Annotated in this window: 16 protein-coding genes and 1 pseudogene; 9 read left to right on the forward strand and 8 right to left on the reverse strand. The window is 62.8% G+C overall.

Annotation, left to right across the window (positions count from 1 at the left end; all coding sequences use genetic code 11):
* The first annotated feature begins 170 nt into the window (after positions 1-170).
* Entirely contained in the window at positions 171-1,577 is a 1,407-nt protein-coding gene (locus ACF8E5_RS18160; RefSeq protein WP_058638359.1) for a cytosine permease, read from the forward strand.
* 48 nt (positions 1,578-1,625) lie between these two features.
* Here the strand turns inward: ACF8E5_RS18160 and ACF8E5_RS18165 are convergent, their stop codons facing one another.
* Positions 1,626-3,251 carry a methyl-accepting chemotaxis protein gene (locus tag ACF8E5_RS18165; protein WP_392475617.1) on the reverse strand — a complete coding sequence of 542 codons (1,626 nt, stop codon included), beginning with the start codon at positions 3,249-3,251 and terminating at the stop codon, positions 1,626-1,628.
* A 214-nt stretch (positions 3,252-3,465) separates the two neighbouring features.
* On the reverse strand, positions 3,466-4,377 hold the full coding sequence (locus ACF8E5_RS18170) for an AraC family transcriptional regulator (protein ID WP_392475618.1): 912 nt from the start codon (positions 4,375-4,377) through the stop codon (positions 3,466-3,468).
* A gap of 102 nt (positions 4,378-4,479) precedes the next feature.
* Between ACF8E5_RS18170 and ACF8E5_RS18175 the strand changes: the two genes are divergently transcribed.
* The 5 genes from ACF8E5_RS18175 to ACF8E5_RS18195 all read left to right on the forward strand — a co-directional run bounded on the left by ACF8E5_RS18175 (position 4,480) and on the right by ACF8E5_RS18195 (position 8,972).
* Complete coding sequence (locus tag ACF8E5_RS18175) at positions 4,480-5,043, forward strand: carboxymuconolactone decarboxylase family protein (protein ID WP_023535132.1); 564 nt, start codon at positions 4,480-4,482, stop codon at positions 5,041-5,043.
* Positions 5,044-5,142: 99 nt separating this feature from the next.
* Entirely contained in the window at positions 5,143-6,207 is a 1,065-nt protein-coding gene (locus ACF8E5_RS18180; RefSeq protein WP_197844036.1) for an acyl-CoA dehydrogenase family protein, read from the forward strand.
* Positions 6,204-7,025: an ABC transporter ATP-binding protein gene (locus tag ACF8E5_RS18185; RefSeq protein ID WP_392475619.1), complete on the forward strand. Its 822-nt coding sequence runs from the start codon at positions 6,204-6,206 to the stop codon at positions 7,023-7,025. The genes ACF8E5_RS18180 and ACF8E5_RS18185 overlap by 4 nt, the downstream gene beginning before the upstream one ends.
* The gene (locus tag ACF8E5_RS18190) at positions 7,012-8,217 is read left to right on the forward strand and encodes an ABC transporter substrate-binding protein (RefSeq protein WP_058605889.1); all 1,206 of its coding nucleotides are present in this window, start codon (positions 7,012-7,014) and stop codon (positions 8,215-8,217) included. The genes ACF8E5_RS18185 and ACF8E5_RS18190 overlap by 14 nt, the downstream gene beginning before the upstream one ends.
* On the forward strand, positions 8,217-8,972 hold the full coding sequence (locus tag ACF8E5_RS18195; RefSeq protein ID WP_058638355.1) for an ABC transporter permease: 756 nt from the start codon (positions 8,217-8,219) through the stop codon (positions 8,970-8,972). The genes ACF8E5_RS18190 and ACF8E5_RS18195 overlap by 1 nt, the downstream gene beginning before the upstream one ends.
* Before the next feature lie 44 nt (positions 8,973-9,016).
* On the opposite strand, the gene ACF8E5_RS18200 is transcribed toward ACF8E5_RS18195, so the two are convergent.
* Together ACF8E5_RS18200 and argC are read right to left on the reverse strand one after the other, a co-directional pair.
* Complete coding sequence (locus ACF8E5_RS18200) at positions 9,017-9,703, reverse strand: GNAT family N-acetyltransferase (protein WP_197844037.1); 687 nt, start codon at positions 9,701-9,703, stop codon at positions 9,017-9,019.
* Between the two features lie 61 nt (positions 9,704-9,764).
* Complete coding sequence (gene argC / locus ACF8E5_RS18205; protein ID WP_392475620.1) at positions 9,765-10,724, reverse strand: N-acetyl-gamma-glutamyl-phosphate reductase; 960 nt, start codon at positions 10,722-10,724, stop codon at positions 9,765-9,767.
* Positions 10,725-10,857: 133 nt separating this feature from the next.
* Here argC and ACF8E5_RS18210 point away from each other — a divergent pair, with 133 nt between their 5' ends.
* On the forward strand, positions 10,858-11,739 hold the full coding sequence (locus tag ACF8E5_RS18210; protein WP_392475622.1) for a LysR family transcriptional regulator: 882 nt from the start codon (positions 10,858-10,860) through the stop codon (positions 11,737-11,739).
* A gap of 179 nt (positions 11,740-11,918) precedes the next feature.
* Here ACF8E5_RS18210 and ACF8E5_RS18215 read toward each other — a convergent pair whose 3' ends face one another.
* The 3 genes and pseudogenes from ACF8E5_RS18215 to ACF8E5_RS18225 form a co-directional block, all read right to left on the reverse strand.
* Positions 11,919-12,569 carry a TIGR04211 family SH3 domain-containing protein gene (locus ACF8E5_RS18215; RefSeq protein WP_058638351.1) on the reverse strand — a complete coding sequence of 217 codons (651 nt, stop codon included), beginning with the start codon at positions 12,567-12,569 and terminating at the stop codon, positions 11,919-11,921.
* Between the two features lie 175 nt (positions 12,570-12,744).
* Positions 12,745-13,002, reverse strand: coding sequence for a hypothetical protein (locus ACF8E5_RS18220; RefSeq protein ID WP_078478518.1), 258 nt, complete (start codon positions 13,000-13,002; stop codon positions 12,745-12,747).
* A gap of 118 nt (positions 13,003-13,120) precedes the next feature.
* Positions 13,121-14,866, reverse strand: a pseudogene (locus tag ACF8E5_RS18225) (BCCT family transporter).
* A 311-nt stretch (positions 14,867-15,177) separates the two neighbouring features.
* Here ACF8E5_RS18225 and ACF8E5_RS18230 point away from each other — a divergent pair.
* Positions 15,178-15,495: a hypothetical protein gene (locus tag ACF8E5_RS18230; RefSeq protein ID WP_058605375.1), complete on the forward strand. Its 318-nt coding sequence runs from the start codon at positions 15,178-15,180 to the stop codon at positions 15,493-15,495.
* A gap of 68 nt (positions 15,496-15,563) precedes the next feature.
* On the forward strand, positions 15,564-16,340 hold the full coding sequence (locus tag ACF8E5_RS18235) for an ABC transporter substrate-binding protein (protein ID WP_145255913.1): 777 nt from the start codon (positions 15,564-15,566) through the stop codon (positions 16,338-16,340).
* A gap of 31 nt (positions 16,341-16,371) precedes the next feature.
* Here the strand turns inward: ACF8E5_RS18235 and ACF8E5_RS18240 are convergent, their stop codons facing one another.
* Complete coding sequence (locus ACF8E5_RS18240; protein WP_392475623.1) at positions 16,372-17,718, reverse strand: c-type cytochrome; 1,347 nt, start codon at positions 17,716-17,718, stop codon at positions 16,372-16,374.
* Positions 17,719-17,722: the final 4 nt, after the last annotated feature.

Here is a 17,722-nt window from a genome sequence, read left to right on the forward strand (position 1 = left end):
CAAGCGCTCATGATCACTTTTCGTTAATGGCTGAATCGGATCAGCTGACATTTAGAAATGCGGATCAGTATTGTCAAAAATTTGGAATACCATAATATGGTCTTCAGCTGAGAGGCCGCCTAGATGCGGTTTCCTTACAACGATAAAAACGACCTTTCGAGCTAAAAACCATGTCCCAACCGTCGTCGCAACATCAGTTTGTCGAGAATCACACGGTCGATTACGTTCCACCTGCCGAGCGCCATGGGAAGGCGCGCGACCTGTTTACCCTCTGGTTCAGCACCAACATTGCGCCACTGCCCATCGTCACCGGCGCCATGGTGATCCAGGTGTTCCACCTGAACCTGTTGTGGGGGCTGATCGCCATCGTCATGGGGCACTTGCTGGGAGGCGTGGTGATTGCCCTGGCCTCTGCACAGGGGCCGCAGCTGGGCATCCCGCAGATGGTGCAGAGCCGGGGCCAGTTCGGACGCTACGGCGCGCTGCTGATCGTTTTCTTCACCGCGCTGATCTACGTGGGCTTCTTCATTTCCAACATCGTGCTGGCAGGCAAGACCATCCACGGCATCGCACCCACGGTCCCCATGCCCGGCGCGATCGTGATCGGCGCCTTGAGCGCCACTGCCATCGGCGTCGTGGGCTACCGTTTCATCCACATTCTGAACCGCATCGGCACCTGGGTGATGGGCTCTGCGTTGCTGGCTGGGTTCATCATGATGTTCATGCAGGTACTGCCGGGCGACTTCTTCAGCCGTGGTGCCTTCAACCTGTCCGGGTTCATCGCCACCGTGTCGCTGGGCACGATCTGGCAGATCAGCTTCTCGCCGTACACCTCCGACTATTCGCGCTACTTGCCGCGTGAGGTGGGGATCGCCCGTCCATTCTGGGCGACCTACTTCGGCGCCACCTTGGGCACCATCCTGTGCTTCAGCTTCGGGGCAGTGGCCGTGCTGTGCGTGCCCGAAGGCACCGATGCCATGGATGCCGTCAAACAGGCCACCGGCTGGCTCGGGCCGATCCTGATGGTGCTGTTCCTGCTCAACATCATCAGTCATAACGCCCTGAACCTGTACGGCGCCGTGCTTTCGATCGTGACGGCAATCCAGACATTCTTTGCCCAGTGGACGCCGAGCATCAAGGTGCGTGTGGTGCTGGCCAGCGTCATCCTCGTGGCCTGCGCACTGGTGGCGCTCAATGCTTCGGCCGACTTCATCGGCCAGTTCATCGGGCTGATCCTGGCGCTTCTGCTGGTGCTGGTACCCTGGGCATCGATCAACCTGGTCGACTTCTACTTGATCAAGAAAGGCCAGTACGACATCGCCTCGATCTTCAGCGCCGATGGCGGCATCTATGGCCGCTTCAACCACCACGCGATCATTGCCTATGCCTGCGGCATCCTGGTGCAATTGCCATTCGCCAACACGGCGCTGTATGTCGGCCCGTACTCGAACATCGTCGAAGGGGCCGATCTGTCGTGGCTGTTCGGTTTGTTGGTAACGGTGCCGCTGTACTACTGCCTGGCAACCCGTGGCAAGGCAGCGCAGAACGTGGGGCGGGTGGTCAGCGTCAGCAAGTGAGCCAGTGGCCTCACGTTGAGGGGCCGCTGGTCGGCCCCTCTCTCAGGATCACACCTTGAATTGCGCAACCATGGCATTGAGGTCTACCGCCAGGCGTGACAGATCCTGCGCTGCTGCGCTGGTCTGGTTGGCCCCGGCCGAGGTCTGCATTGACAGATCACGGATGTTGACCAGGTTGCGATCCACTTCTCGGGCCACCTGAGCCTGCTCCTCCGAGGCGCTTGCGATCACCAGGTTACGCTGGTTGATCGAGGCGATGGCTTCGGCGATGACCTCAAGCGCGCGCCCTGCACCTTGGGCCACCTCCAACGTACCGGCCGCCCGACCCTGACTGCTGGACATCGCCGTCACGGCGCGTTCGGTACCGTTCTGGATGCCCGCGATCATCTGTTCGATTTCCGCAGTCGATTGTTGAGTGCGGTGGGCGAGGGCGCGCACTTCGTCGGCCACCACCGCGAACCCTCGGCCCGCTTCACCTGCCCGCGCCGCTTCGATGGCGGCGTTGAGTGCCAGGAGATTGGTCTGCCCTGCGATAGAGCCGATCACGTCCAGCACACGGGTAATTTCATTGGCGCTGTTGGCCAGCTGCTGCACCTGCGCCGAAGTGCCGGTAACTTCGGCTACCAACTGCTCGATGGATTGCAATGCCTGGTTGACCTGGTCACGGCCGTCGCGGGTCGTGCGGTCTGCGCCTTTAGAAGCATCGGCCGTGCTCACGGCATTGCTGGCGACTTCTTCCACGGCGACGGTCATCTGGTTGACGGCCGTGGCAGCCTGGTCGATTTCGGCGCTTTGCTGGTGCAGACCACGGCTGGTGTCTTCGGTCACGGTGTGCAGCTCTTCGGACGCCGACGCCAGTTGGTCCGACGAGGCCGCAATGCGGGCAATGGTCTGGCGCAGGTTGGCTTGCATGCGGGCCAAGGCCTTCAGCAGCAAGGCGGGCTCGTCGCGGCCCTCAGCCTGGATGGGCTGGGTCAGGTCACCGGCCGCCACGCGCTCTGCGGCGGTAACGGCTTGGGCTAGCGGCACGATGATGCTGCGTGTGAGCAGGTAGGCGATCAGCACCAGTGCCAGCAGGATCACAACCAGTGCCGTGATAATGGCCACCAATGCCTCATCGGCCACGTCGCTGCTCAGTTGGGAGGCAGCTTCTGCGCCTTTGGCGTTGAAGGCGATGAGCGTGGACATGGCTTGCATCATCGTTTCGGCACGTGCCGTCAGCGGGCCGTTGATCTGCTGGCGAGCCCTGTCCATGCGCCCGGCCGAAAGCTCGGCCAGGACCGTTTCCTGGAGCTCATGGTAGTGCTGATAGGCGCTGCGAGCGGTTTCGAACAGCCCGCGGTCTTCGTTGGACACGATGGTGGCCACATAGGCCTCGAAGCCTTCATCCAATTCGCGTTCGATACTCTGGATCGTACTCAGGTAGCGGGTGCGCTCGCTGGCATTCTCTTCCAATGCACTGCGCAGGGTGAGGGCGCGAGTACGGCCCAGGTTGCTGTTGATTGCACTGAGCGACATGACGGTGGGCATCCAGGTCAGGCGGATTTCATCCGTGGACTCATCCATCTGCTGTGTTTCATACAGGGCGACAAGCCCCATGGTCAGGATCAGCATGCCCAACAAAGCAAACACGCAGGCTGCGCGAATGCCGATCTTCATGTTCCTGAAATGCATCGAAAGCTCCTAGGGATGGCGTGCAGGGGGCGAGGCGCGTTGGCGCAAGCCACTCGGGACGGCGCCAGGCTCTGTAGATGCTAAGGGGCGGGAGGGAGAGTGCGGTGGACTTGAACGCGCGGATGATGACATAAAGCCATTATTGTAGGACAGTCATGCAATGTAACGAGATGAGAGTGCCGGTGCCCCTACACTGAGTTCTTGAAGCGGCCTCTCACCGTCCACTTTGCTGACGCCGATACGCCCCCGGCTGTACGCCCACGGCCTTGGCGAAGGCACGCGTGAACGCCGCTACCGATTGATACCCCGCCTGAGCACCTACCTGTTCGACCGTATGGCCGGCGCGAAGCAACTGGCTGGCATGACGCATGCGCAGTGCCAACAGCACTTGGCCGGGTGACTGCCCGGCCAGCTCGCTGAAACGCTTGAAGAACGCCGACCGCGACAAACCCGTGCACGCCGCCATGCGTTCCAGCGTCCAGATGGCCCCAGGCGCCTTGATCAACTGTTCGAGCAAGTCCGCAAACACTGGCTGGCGGGCAAGGGCGATCAGCCCACCCAGCGGCTGAGCGCCATGCACCTGTTGGCGCAGGGCATACAGGAACAACAGGTGCGTCAGTCGCTCCAGCAAGACTTGAGAGGGCCCGTTGGCGCGCCGGCATTCTTCCAGAATCAGATCGAACAAGGCGCGTGCAGCGCTACCTGCGGGGTCCTCGGCGCGCAGGATGATCAGATCGGACATTGCGTCGATGATCAGCGCCGAAAGGCCGCTGCTGAAATGGAAGAACCCACAGACCAGGCCCACCCCATCGCTCGCCTCGGCATCAAGGGGCTGCATGGGCTGGCGCGGTTGGGCGCAGGCCTGCGCGGCATCGGCTTCGCTGGCAAGCCGATAGCTCACATCACGCAGCAGGAACACGGCATCGCCGCGCTCCAGGCGCACCGGCTGCTCGAGGGTCTCTGCGTGCAGCCAGCAGCCACCTTGCACGACCAGGTGAAAACTGGCGTGGCCCATGCCGTGGGTGCTGGCGTGCCAGCCTCCACAGTAACGGGCGACATGAAACAGGCTGGCGTCTAGCTCGAGGCTTTCTAATAACCGCTCGACGAGATGGCTGGACGAAATCATCTAAGGCAAACACTCAGGAGCAAGTAAAAACGACTGATGAATATGGAGCGTACTTCTTATAACCAACAGACTGTACTGATACACGGCAAAGGAGAGTACCCCATGTCCTCGCGCATTACCCTACACGACCTGCAGACCGCACCAGAGGCGGCCAAGCCGTTCCTCGAAAACGCCCAGAAGAACTCGGGCTTCATCCCCAACCTGCTGCGTGTCCTGGCCAACGCCCCAGCCGCGCTGGAAACCTATGTCACCGTTTCGGCGTTGAACGGCAAGTCGGAGCTGACCTTGGCCGAGCGCGAAGTGGTGCAGTTGATCGCCGCCACCCAGCACGGTTGCGACTTCTGCGTGGCGGGCCATACGGCAGTGGCCCTGAACAAAGCCAAGCTGCCCCACGAAGTGGTCGACGCCCTGCGCGCGCGCGGCGAGCTTCCCGACGCGCGATACGAAACCCTGGCGGCGTTTGCCCGCGAAGTCATCGCCACCCGCGGCGATGTGAGCCCGGCGACTTACCAGGCTTTTCGCGACGCTGGCTTCACCGAGGGCAATGCGCTGGAAGTGATTCTGGGCGTCAGCCTCGCAACCCTGTGCAACTTTGCTAATGTGTTCGCCCAGACGCCGCTCAACGATGAGCTGGGTAAGTATCGCTGGCAACAGCCGTCTGCGTAGGACGCAGGCAACCCGCCGCACTGCGGTCGGTACTGGAACGGCCATTGGCCGTGAACGGGTCGCCAGGCGCCCGCGGCGTTTCAAAAGGAGCAAGAAAACATGCAAGAGTGCGCATTTCGACAGTGGCTGGATGCCAATGCCGAAGCCATCGACCGTGGCCAGTGCGAGCCGCAACAGGTGCTGTTCCAGATAGCGCAGTCGCAATTGCTGCGCGTTGGCATCGACCCTGCCCTGGGCGGTTCAGGTGGCCAGATCACCGACGCGGTGGAGGCCATCGCAACCATTGCCAGCCGTTCACTGGCCACGGCCTTCGTGTGCTGGGGGCAGCGGGCCTTCATCGAATACCTGCTGCAGAGCCCCAATACCGGGCTGCGCGAACGGCTGCTGCCTGCGCTGTTGAGCGGTGAGCTGGCCGGCGCCACGGGCTTGTCCAACGCCATGAAGTTTCTTTCGGGTATCGAGACGCTACAGGTGCGCGGTCGGCCCCAGGAGGATGGCTGGGATTTGGAAGGGCGGTTGCACTGGGTGACCAACCTGCGCAAGAGCGGCTTCGTTGTAGCCGCTGCCATCGAGGATGACGCCGGTGGCGCCCCCTTCGTGCTGGCCATTCCGTCCGATGCACAAGGTCTTGAGCGCTCTGACGACCTGCAACTGATGGGCTTGCAGTCGAGTAACACCGCTGCGCTGGCCTTCCACCAGGTGCAATTGTCGCGTGACTGGTTGCTGCACGACAACGCCCGCCAATTCCTGCCCCGTGTCCGGCCGGCTTTCCTGGGGCTGCAGTGCGGCATGGCCATCGGCCTGGCGCGCAGGGCGCTGGAAGAAGTCCAGGGTCACCTGCACGGGCGCGCTTCGTTCCTGGATGAAGCCAGGCAGGTACTCAGTGCTCGCCTGGAGAACACCGTGAGTGAGCTCAAGCAAGGGCTGCTCGATGAGCGCTTCAGGGAGCAGCCGGCAGCGCTGTTCAAATTGCGCATCACCCTGGCCGAGTGCGCCGCCGATGCCGTGCAGCTTGAGCTACAGGCCAGCGGCGGCAAAGCTTACCTGTGCGAATATGGCGAAGGCTTCGCGCGGCGCTGGCGTGAGTCAGCCTTCGTGCCCATCGTCACGCCCAGCCTGGTGCAACTGCGCGCTGAACTTCATCGCCAGGCAGCATCGGCATGACCCACGTTGTGCTACAAGCCAAGGCCATCAGCCTGGGCTACCCCCGTGCCGAGGGCTGGCAGCAGGTACTGGCCCGGTTCGACCTGCAACTGGCCCCAGGCGAGGTGGTGAGCATCCTGGGCCCCAGCGGTGTCGGCAAGTCCAGCCTGCTGCGCGTGCTTGCGGGCCTTCAGCAACCCCAAGGCGGGCACGTAATGTTGCACGGCCAGCCGCTGCAGGGCCCGCATCCGCGCCTGGCGGTGGCCTTTCAGGACCCAAGCCTGCTGCCTTGGCTGAGCCTGGAGAAGAATGTCGCCTTCGGCCTGGACTTCGCCCGCCAGCCAACGCTTGCCGCAGACGAGCGTCGGGCACGCGTCGACCATGCCATTGCTGCCGTAGGCCTGGACCATGCACGCAACCAGTATCCGGCCCAGCTCTCCGGCGGCATGGCCCAGCGCACGGCATTGGCCCGTTGCCTGGCGCGCCAGCCAGAAGTGCTGCTGCTCGACGAGCCGTTCGGCGCGCTGGACGAGGTGACCCGCGCCGACATGCAGCAACTGCTGCTGCAATTGATCGCCACGCACAACACCGCGGCGGTCCTGATTACACATGACATCGACGAAGCCCTGCTGTTGTCCGACCGCGTATTGCTACTGGGCGACCACCCAGCGCACACGCTCGGGCAATGGCTCGTCGACCTGCCGCAACCCCGGACGCAGCAGGTCGAGGCATTGGGCGCCTTGCGCATCGAGATTCTCAAAACCCTTCGGCGGGCAAGCCGCACAGTCGAACCCCAACCCACCCCCTTGTCCTCGGAGGCTGTCCATGTGCATGGATGACTGCTGCGCCGCTTCTTCGCGTCGCGATTTTCTCAAGATGAGCGCACTGCTGACCGCAGCGGGCGCATTGCCGCTGCTGTCCAGCTTACAGGCACGCGCCGCCGCCGAACCCGATGCGCCTGTGCGCATCGGTTATCTCCCCATCACCGATGCCACCCCGCTGCTGGTGGCGCACAACAATGGCCTGTTCGAGGCCGAAGGCATCAAAGCCGAACGGCCGGTCTTGCTGCGCAGTTGGGCACAGGTGATCGAAGCGTTCATTTCCGGGCAGGTCAACGTCATCCATCTGTTGTCCCCGATGACGGTATGGGCGCGTTACGCAAGCAAGGTGCCGGCCAAAGTGGTGGCCTGGAACCATGTGGGCGGCTCGGGGCTGACGGTGGCGCCAGATATTACCGACATGAAACAGCTCGGTGGCAAGACCGTGGCCATTCCGTTCTGGTATTCGATTCATAACGTTGTGCTGCAACAGATGCTCGCGGACAGTGGCCTGACCGCCGTGTCCAAACCCGCCACAGCAGCGCTTGCCGCCAACGAAGTGAACCTGCTGGTGCTGCCTCCCTCGGACATGCCCCCGGCCCTGGCCAGCAAGCGCATCGCCGGCTACATCGTCGCCGAACCGTTCAACGCCTTGGCCGAAAACCTCAAGGTCGGGCGCGTGCAGCGCTTCACCGGGGACGTCTGGCGCAACCACGCCTGCTGCGTGGTGTTCATGCATGAACACGACCTGAACAACCGGCCGGACTGGTCGCAGAAGGTGGTCAACGCCATCGTCAAGGCCCAGCAATGGACCCGCGAGCACCGGGCCGAGGCGGCTGCTTTGCTGTCCAAGGCAGGCCCTAACAAGTACACCCCACACGACCCCGCGGTGTTGACCAAGGTGCTGGCACCTGCTGCCAGCGACCGTGCCGACTACATCGCCACCGGTGCCATACAACACCAGCAGTGGGATGAGAAACGCATCGACTTCCAGCCTTATCCGTACCCCAGCTACACCCAGGAGCTCGTCACACGGCTCAAGCGCACCTTGATCGAAGGCAACAACGCGTTTCTCGCCGACCTGGACCCGGCACACGTGGCCGGTGACCTGGTAGACGACCGTTTTGTGCGCAATGCCATCGCCAGCGTCGGGGGGCCTTCGGTCTTCGGTATTGCCGACACCTTCGAGCGCAGCGAGGAGTTCGCGGTCTGATGCGCAAGCATGTGGTGCATGCCAGCCTGGGGCTGGCCGGGTTGCTGGGGTTGCTGCTGGTCTGGTGGGCAGGGGTGGCAGCCTTCGGCCAGCCCGATGGCCTGTCGGCACGCTTCTCGCCCTCGGCCACCTTTACCAGCCTGATCGAGCTGCTTGGGCAAGGCGAGGTGTACGGACATATCTGGGTCAGCCTCAAACGCATCCTGATCGGTTTGCTGCTGGCGCTGCTGATCGGTGTGCCCCTTGGGCTGCTGGTGGGCAGCTACCGGCACCTGGAGGCGGCGACTACCCCTGCGTTCCAGTTCCTGCGCATGATCTCGCCGCTGTCGTGGATGCCGGTCGTGGTGATGCTGATGGGGGTGGGCGATCAGCCCATCTACTTCCTGCTGGCGTTCGCTGCGCTGTGGCCGATCCTGCTCAATACCGCTGCCGGGGTGCGGCAACTGGACCCGCGCTGGCTGCAGCTCAGCCGAAGCCTGAGCGCCACCCGTTGGGAAACCCTGTGCAAGGTGATTGTCCCCGGCGTGATCGGGCACGTGCTCACAGGGGTACGGCTGGCCATCGGCATTTTGTGGATCGTGCTGGTGCCCTGCGAGATGCTCGGGGTGAGCGCAGGCTTGGGATACTTCATTCTCGATACACGCGACCGCCTGGCCTATTCCGAGCTGATGGCCATGGTGCTGCTGATCGGGGTGTTGGGCTTTGCCCTGGATGCGCTGGCCCGCGGCCTGCATCGACGTTGGGTGCATGCCTGAGTGCGGACGACCTGCGCCTTGTCACGGGCGCAGGAGCAGGGGAATCAATGTACCGTCAGGCGTTGCTGCACGCAGGCCTGGGCCTGAAGGGCTAGCTCATCCAGATGCTCGTCCCGACGCTGTTCGGCCTCAATCATGGCGTCTTCGCCGTGCTGGTTCAGCAGATAGGTGTGGATTTGCATGACTTCGGTCGTCTGGTAGATAGGCGCGATGTCCAAGCGCCCGATCAGGGCATCACCGCCTTGACCGGTACTGCTCATCAGTACCTGTGGGCCGTTGGCCGAGACCGCTTGCATGCCCATGACTTCGAACCACGGCACCTGGTGGGCAAAGGCATTCAGTTCAATGTAGCGGTACTGAGCCTGCAGGTCGGCCAGCAAGGCGCGCGCGATCCCCTGGCGGCGGTGCGTGGGCGCTACAGCGAGAAATGCCAGGGCACAGGCCTGGTCGTCGTTGTCGGCTGGCAATGCCAGAGCAAAGCCCAGTAACTGGTCCGGGGCATCGGCATCGAGTGCCAGAGTCAGGGCAACGCGCAGCCCGCGGGTACCATCGAGTGCTTGCAGATACTGGTGCACCTCCATGCCTACACCGTACTGGTACAAGGGGTACAACGGGTTATCAGGCGTAATGGCGACACTGCTCAGCTCACCCACTTCGTGGATGACCAGTTCACGGATCTGGTTCTGGAACGACTCGGGTGGCACGCTGGACAGGCGGCTCAGGATGTACATCGGCAAACAGGCTCCGGCGAATGGAATACAGCCCGCAACATGAGTGCGCGGGCTGTACAGTCTACCCGTTTTTGCCGTTATCGCCGTGGGCGCGCATGGCGTCGATCATCAAGTCCAGGTTCTGCACGGCAGCCCCGGCAGCCCCTTTGCCCAGGTTATCGAAGACGGCGGTCAACAGCACTTGGCCTTGCGAGGGGTTGGCGTACAGGGCCAGGCGCAGATCATCGGTCCCGTTGAGCGCCTGCGGGTCGAGGCGCTCGGCTATGCCCTGGGTTTGCAGCGGCATCACCTTCACGTGGCGGGCGCCTTGGTAGTGCTGCTCCAGACACGCCTGCAACTGCTGCGCGCTGACCTGGCCGGGCAGCAAGCGTAGGTGCAGGGCGATGCTGAGGACGATGCCCTGGCGATAGGCGCCGTAGGCGGGTATGAACATAGGGCGGGCCGATAGACCGGCGTGGGCCTGGATCTCGGGCACATGCTTGTGCGCCAGGTCCAGACCGTACATGAGCCAGGCCGAGGCGGCGCTACCGTCCTGCTGCTCGTGCCGCTGCACCGCTGAGCGCCCGCCGCCGGAATAGCCCGAGATGGCATGGATGGCCAGCGGGTAGTCGGCAGGTACCAAGCCTGCCGCGATCAGGGGGCCGAGCAATGCGATCGCGCCCGTCGGGTAGCAGCCAGGGTTACTGACCCGGGTACTTTGGCCGATATGCGCAGCCTGGTCCCGATTCAATTCGGCAAAACCGTAAGTCCAACCTGGCGCGGTGCGGTGGGCGGAGCTGGCATCGATCACCCGTACACCGGGGTTGTGGATCGCGCTCACCGCTTCGCGTGCAGCGTCATCGGGCAGGCAAAGTATGGCGATGTCGGCACGGTTGATGGCCTCGCTGCGGTACCTGAGGTCCTTGCGCTGCGCGTCGGCAAGTGTCAGCAGGCGCAGGTCCGTGCGATCGTGCAGGCGGGCATGGATTTGCAGCCCGGTAGTGCCTTGATCGCCATCGATGAAAACAAGAGGTAGATGCATGTTCACGTGTCCAGGCGGGTAGGTCGGACACCAGAGTCGCTCAAGCTGGGCATAAAGAAAATTTACATTTCATGACGGGCACGTTCAGTTATTCTGAATCTTCCGACGTTTACCTCAAGGAAGCCGTAGCCCTGTGCGTGAAATCAGCCTTGACCGCCTGCGTACGCTGGTGGTGATCAGCCAGCTTGGGTCTTTTGCGGCGGCAGCCCGTCAGCTCAATCTGGCACCCCCCACCATTAGCCTGCATGTGGCCGAGCTGGAGTCGCGGGTGGGCGCCACGCTGCTGACCCGCACACGCGGCCAGGTTCGACCGACAGTCATCGGCGAAACCCTGCTGGTGCGCGCCAGACGCCTGCTTGCCGATGCCGAAATGGCTCTGGATGAGGTGCGCAATCAAGTGCAAGGCCTGACAGGCCGCGTGCGGCTGGGCGCATCGACCGGGGCCATCGCGCACCTGCTGCCCGAGGCGCTTAAGCACCTTCGCAGTGAACACCCTGGCATCGACGTGCAGGTGCAAGTGCTCACTTCACAAGCGTCCCTGGTGCAGCTGCGTGAAGGGCTGCTGGACATTGGCCTGGTGGCGCTACCACAAGTGGCGGGCAAGGGCCTGGCGGTCACCGCTTGGCGCCGAGACCCCATCCTGGCCTACATGCCGGCTGACTGGCAGCCGCCGGCAGCTGTCACCCCCCAGTGGCTGGCCGAGCGGCCTTTGATTCTCAATGACAGCAGCACGCAGTTGTCGCGGGTCTGCACCGAATGGTTCGCAGCGGCCGGGCTGCACCCACAGCCGCGCATCGAGTTGAACTACAACGACGCGGTTAAGCGCCTGGTTGGCGCCGGGTACGGTGCTACGTTGCTGCCGCAGGAAGGTGAAGCGATGGAGGCGGACCCGCGTCTGGTCTGTCGACCCTTGCGGCCTGGGTTGTGGCGGCAGTTGGGGATCGCCTGCCGGGACGCCAGGCAGGAGAGGGCCACTACCTTGGTGCTTCAGGCACTGGAGCGGCTGGGTCAGTAGTATGGGAAGGCGCAGTAGCGGTGGATGCTGGGAATGACGGGTTGAGCATCTACCGGAACAGGGCTGCGCCGCAGCCCCGGATCTATAGCTCGTCCCGGCCAGTCCGACGAACCGGCAAGTCCGGTTCGAAATTTAAGAATCTGCCGGTCTGTGCAAGACAGACAATCCTCAACACAGCCCTAAAACCAGCGATCGTTCTTTTTCCGCCCACGGGTCAAGGCCGGCAGGATGAGCCCGACCAACAAACCTGCCCCTGCGATGCTGCCGCCGTACACCATGTAGCGCATCATCACCTGCTTGTTCTCGTCACCCAGGCGCGCCTGAGCGTCGCGAAGGTTCGATTGGCTCTGGTCCAGCTGCTCGTTCAAGTCCTTGTTGCGCGCCTGGAGTTCATCGACCAGTTGCTTGCGCGAATCCAGGGTTTCCTGCATACCCTGCACCCGGTTTTTCCAGCTGTCATCGATGGTCTTCAATTGCCCTGTCAGCTCGGCCACCTGAGCATCGAGCTGAGGCAGGCGCTCGTTCTGACCGGGCACTGATTGCAGGTCACTGGAAAGGATCCACACCACATCACCGTTTTGTCCACGAACCTGACTGTAGTTGCCCTGTGTACCGATCAGCGTCAGTGGCTGCCCGGACTTTAGCGTACCGACGATACGGTGGCCGTCGGTCGGGCCACTGCGTACGTAGGTGCTGAGGCTGTCACTGACCCAGCGTGCATCGCTGGCTGGCGCCTCGGCGTGCGCGGGCGTGACAAGCGCCAGCGCGCTGGCAAGCAGACCGCCGCGCAGGGCAGTGAGGGCAAAGGCAGTTGGGCGGGAGTCGGGCATTTTGGGGTCTTCGCTGAAACTGGACAAATGTAGGCCGGTGGATGGGCCGCGAACCGGTCGGGTAGTGAACCGTCAGCGAAAGACCGTTTTTTTGTAAGCTGGTTCACCGCTAGCATCGCGAAAAGTCTTCAACATGTTGCGCAAATGGATGAGCTGCGCAGCAGTGTGCATCAGGTCAATCTGGATGATCGTCCGGCACGCCGACCGTCAATTCGTCAGGCAGGGGCAGTAAGGGCGAGGCCTGCAGGGCCCACCAGGCATTTTTTCTGTACACCGGTGCGAATTGGTAAACCTGCCCGCGGCAGGGCGGTGTACCTGGGTCGAGCAGGTGTCGCCCCTGAAGAAGAAAGCCGACGCCGTTGGCTCCCAGAATGCAGCCAAACGCCTGGTCGGTATCGAACCAGGCGACTCTACCTTGCAGGAGGTCATTCATGCGCGCTGCGCTCATTCGGCTGGGAGGCGCTGACGATATTGCGTCGGTCGCTGGCAATACGAAACTGGCACTTTTACCAGTTTCGCGGGTAGGTATCAGAGCGACCGATCTGCTGACCTCACGATTCGGTCAGCTCCTTGGTTGCAACCGCTTTCACCGAGGCTTTCTTCTCCTGAACGACGATGTAGAACTCTTCGCCATGCTTGACTGCGCCATACAACACGGCCTTTTCGATCAGCTCGGTTCCGCGAAGATGGCGCAGCATCATGGGGTCCTTGCGCAGGTCGCGATAAAGCGCCAGGCACAGCAGCACCATGACCAGTACGAAGGGCAGGGCCACTACGATGGTCAGGTTCTGCAGCCCGGTCAGGGCTTTGTCTGGCGCGCTGGGGTCACCGATGGCCAGCATGATGGCTGCGACCGTGCCGGTGAGCGCTCCCCAGAAAATCACCGTGCGCCGCGAAGGGGAAGTGGTGCCATGTTCGGACAGCGTCCCCATGACCAGTGACGCCGCGTCGGCACCGGAGACGAAGAAGATACCGACCAGGATCATCACCAGGACCGACGTGGCAGAGGCCAACGGGTAACTGGCGAGCAATTGGTACAGCGCATGGTTGCTGTTGACCGCACCATCCGCCAGTACGAAGGCGCCTTCGCGCAAGGCATCGATGGCCGCCCCGCCGAAGATGGTGAACCACACCAGGCTGACCAGGCTCGGCACCAGCAACACCCCGGTGACGAACTGGCGAATGGTGCGCCCCCGGCTGATACGGGCGATGAACATGCCAACGAAAGGCGTCCAGGAAATCCACCACGCCCAATAGAACACCGTTCAGCCGGCCAGCCAGGCGTTCATGGGTTCGCCGCCGCTTGCATTGGTCCGCGCCATCATTTCCGGCAGCATCTTGATGTAGATGCCGATCGATGTCGGCAGCAGGTTCAGCATCAGCAAGGTAGGCCCGACCAGGAACACGAACACGGCGAGCATCAGTGCGAGCACCATGTTGGTATTGGACCGCCACTGGATACCCTTGCCGATGCCCGATACGGCCGAGGTGACGAAGGCAATGGTCAGCACGGTGATCAGTGCGATGTAGAACAGCTTGCCGGGGTGCTCGATCCAGCCGTTGTATTCGAGGCCGCCTGCAATTTGCAGCGCACCAAGCCCCAACGAGGCGGCCGAGCCGAACAGCGTGGCAAAGATTGCCATCATGTCGATCAGACGGCCGAGCGGGCCATTGGCATGCTTGCCGATCAAGGGCCTGAAGGCTGCGGATATCAGTTGGGAGCGGCCGCGCCTGAAGGTGCCGTAAGCGATGGCGAGCCCGACGATGGCATACATCGCCCAAGGGTGCAGCGTCCAGTGAAACAGGGTGGTGGCCATGGCCACCTGCATCGCTTCGCTCGACTGGCCAGTGGTCGAGCCCGGCGGCGGGGAAACGTAGTGCGACAACGGCTCGGCCACGCCGAAGAACATCAGGCCGATGCCCATGCCGGCACTGAACATCATCGCCACCCACGACACCGTTCGAAACTCAGGTAGTTCTCCATCCCGGCCCAGCGGCACGCGACCATAACGACTGGCAGCCAGCCACAGCACGAACACGACGAACACAGTAGAGGTCAGTACGAAGAACCAGCCGAAGTTGAGAATGACCCACGACTGCGCACTGGACGCGCTACTGGCCAAATTGACTTGGTTGAGGAAACCCCACAGCACGAACGCGATGGCCAACAGGCTGGTCAAGCCGAATACGACCCAGTCGAGCTTGCCCTCCAGGCGCCGGTCCTGTCGGGCTTCGTCGGTTTTGGAGGGGTCGGTAACGCCAAGATCGGGTGTCTCTGCGGAGTGTTCCTTTGCCATGAAGTGGGAGCCCTGTGTGGCGTGCCTGCTGAAACAGGCTTGTTGTTGTAGAGGCGAGCGCGTGGTGGCGTTCTCGGCAGGGTGGTTTGCCGGGCGATTATCCTGCGCGTCAAATCCCGCTGCCTGTCCCGGTTGCGCCGTGGGGCTTCCATTGCGCGACCTGCTGGTCACTTTTAGTTCTTGGGCGGATGACCCTTTCTGTGCCGTGTTCTGTTAACCTGATCGACATCACCCGGGCCTGCTTGTCCGAGTAGCGTGGACACGCTGCTGCTCGTGGCCTGCGCCGCATCAGGAAACGGAGATTCGTCAACATGGCCACTGATCGTGTGAGCCTGATTCATTTCGATAAATTGAGCATGAGCCCCGCTGCGGCCGATCGCTTCCAGCAGGCCCTCGACGCCCTGGAAACGCTGAAACTGCAGGATCGTTATGTCTACCTCATCGCGCCTTATCTGGGTGATATCGCCGACGCCTCCGATGCTGAACAATTGGCCACTGCCGTCGAGCAAGGCCTGCGCGTGGTCGACGAGCTGCTGAGCGGCAAGTCGGTCACCAAGGCCAAGGCCGACGAGGTGCGCGAGGTGTTCCAGCGGGCAGGGGCGCGCGCGCGGCTGGAACTGACCGCCTGAAGCAGCTTATTGTCTAGGGCCCAGCGCAGGGAACGAGGTATCACAGCGTCGTCTGCCGGAGGTCTCGCATGATCAAGGGTTGGGTTGGCCTGTTGTGCCTTGGGCTATTGCCACTGCTGGCAATGGCTGCCGAGCCGTGTAAACGGCTTACCGCCACTGGAAACCCGGAATATCCCCCCTACCTTTGGCGTGACCCCCTGGACCCGCACCATCTGATTGGGGCCAGTGCGGATCTGATCACGCGCCTGGCCAACAGCCTTGGCCTGGAAATCGACGTCCTCTATGTAGGCCCTTGGTCCAGGGCCCAGGAAGAGGTTCGTACCGGCAGGGTCGACCTGATGGCCGGCTACTTCATCACCGACGCCCGCCAGCAGCAAATGGACTTCATCCTGCCGGCGTTTCTCTACACGCCGAGCGTGATCTGGGCCCGTCAGGGGCATGGCTTCGTCTACGGGCAATGGTCGGACCTGCAGGGGCTCAAGGGTGGAACGCTGGTCAATAACAGTCACGGCCAGCCGTTCGATGCTTACGCCAAGCAGCACCTGACGCTCGAAGCGGTGCCCAGCGCCAGGCAAGCTTTCGAAAAGCTGATGCACGGGCGCAGTGACTATGTGATCTATGAGCAGTACCCAGGCCTAGCCCTGGCGCGCACCTTGGGCATCGACCAGCAGGTGCTGGTGCTGCAGCCGCCTGTCTCCAGCGAAGGCCTGTACCTGGCCCTGTCCAAGGCTTCGCCGTGCAATCAGCCGGCGCTGCGCGAAGCCCTGAGCCGGGCGATGCAGCAGCTCAACGCGCAGGAGGTACCGCAGCAGCTGCTCAAACTCAACCTGGAGCGCAGCCGCTAAGGCCTTCCGGTGCTCGAATGCGCGGCATGGGTCAGCGCATCTGCAGGATGATCGGACTAGGGCTGGCAGGATCGGTATCTTTGCGCAGCTTGGCCACTGCCGCGGCTTCGACGGCGTTGCCGTGGTTACCCCAGGCACTTCGGATATAGCTCAGCACCTCTGCTGTTTCCTGATCGCTCAGTTGTGCACGCATGGCGGGCATGCGGTAGGCATCGGGCCTGCCATCGGCCACGGCCCGCTGCGACCCGTTCAGGGTGATGTTGATGGCTGAAGCAGCCTCCTTTGCAAGCAACGAAGTGGCGCCGGCCAAGGGCGGCATCCACTCACCCTGGCCCTTGCCGTCCATGCCGTGGCAGGTAGCACAGCGCGCCATGTACGTGCGTACGCCTGGGCGCTCCAGCTGGGCGAGCGTCGGCTCAGGCTGGTACTGCCAGGGTTTGCCATCTCGGGATGGATCGCCGGGCAGTGCCTTGAGGTAGTGGGCGATGGCCTGTAGATCGCCATCGGTCATGAACTGCGTGGAGTTGTTGAATGCCTCGTTCATCGAGCCGAAGACCACGGCATGTCGATTGCGACCGGTCTTGAGAAACTGCACCACCTCAGCTTCGTTCCAGCGGCCAAGGCCGGTGTTAGGGTCATTGCGCAAACTGGGCGCGTACCAGCCGTCGAGCAAGGCGCCTGCGAGATACGGGGCGCCTGACTCGTCGAAGGCTTTTTCATTGAAAGCCAGGCCTCGGGGGGTATGGCAGCTGCCGCAGTGCCCAGGCCCCTGCACGATGTAGGCGCCGCGATTCCACAGTGCATTCTGGTCGTCCTTCGCCACGTAAGGGCTCGCAGGTGCGAACGCGCCGTTCCACAGGGCGATGGGCCAGCGTAGGTTCAATGGCCAAGGTATGTCGCCAGGCGTGTTCGGCTGTCGTGCAGGCTGAACACTGCGCATGAAGAAGGCGTAAAGCGCACGTATGTCGTCGTCGCTGAGCTTGGCGTAGGAGGGGTACGGCATGGCGGGATAGAGGCGGCGCCCGCCAGGCGCCACACCGTGGCGCACGGCCCGGTCGAAGTCGGCCAGCGAGTAGGCGCCGATGCCTGTCTCCGGGTCGGGTGTGATGTTGGTGGCGTGGATCGTGCCAAGCGGGGTAGCCATCTCGAGCCCCCCGGCCATCGGCGGTTCGCCAGGCAGGCTGTGGCAGGCGACGCAATCGCCCAGCCTTGCGACGTATTCCCCGCGACTGATCAATGCCGGGTCGTCGGTGGCGCGTGCCTGCTCATCAGAGAACGGCGAGGCAGGTTCACGGGTGACGTACCAACCGGCCAGGCCGGCGGCGACCGCGCAGGGCAGCAACAGCCAGCCAAGGGTTCTAGCAGTACGAGGGTGCATGGCG

The organism is Pseudomonas sp. WSY_20 (genome assembly GCF_043104335.1).
Taxonomy (GTDB): domain Bacteria; phylum Pseudomonadota; class Gammaproteobacteria; order Pseudomonadales; family Pseudomonadaceae; genus Aquipseudomonas; species Aquipseudomonas parafulva_B.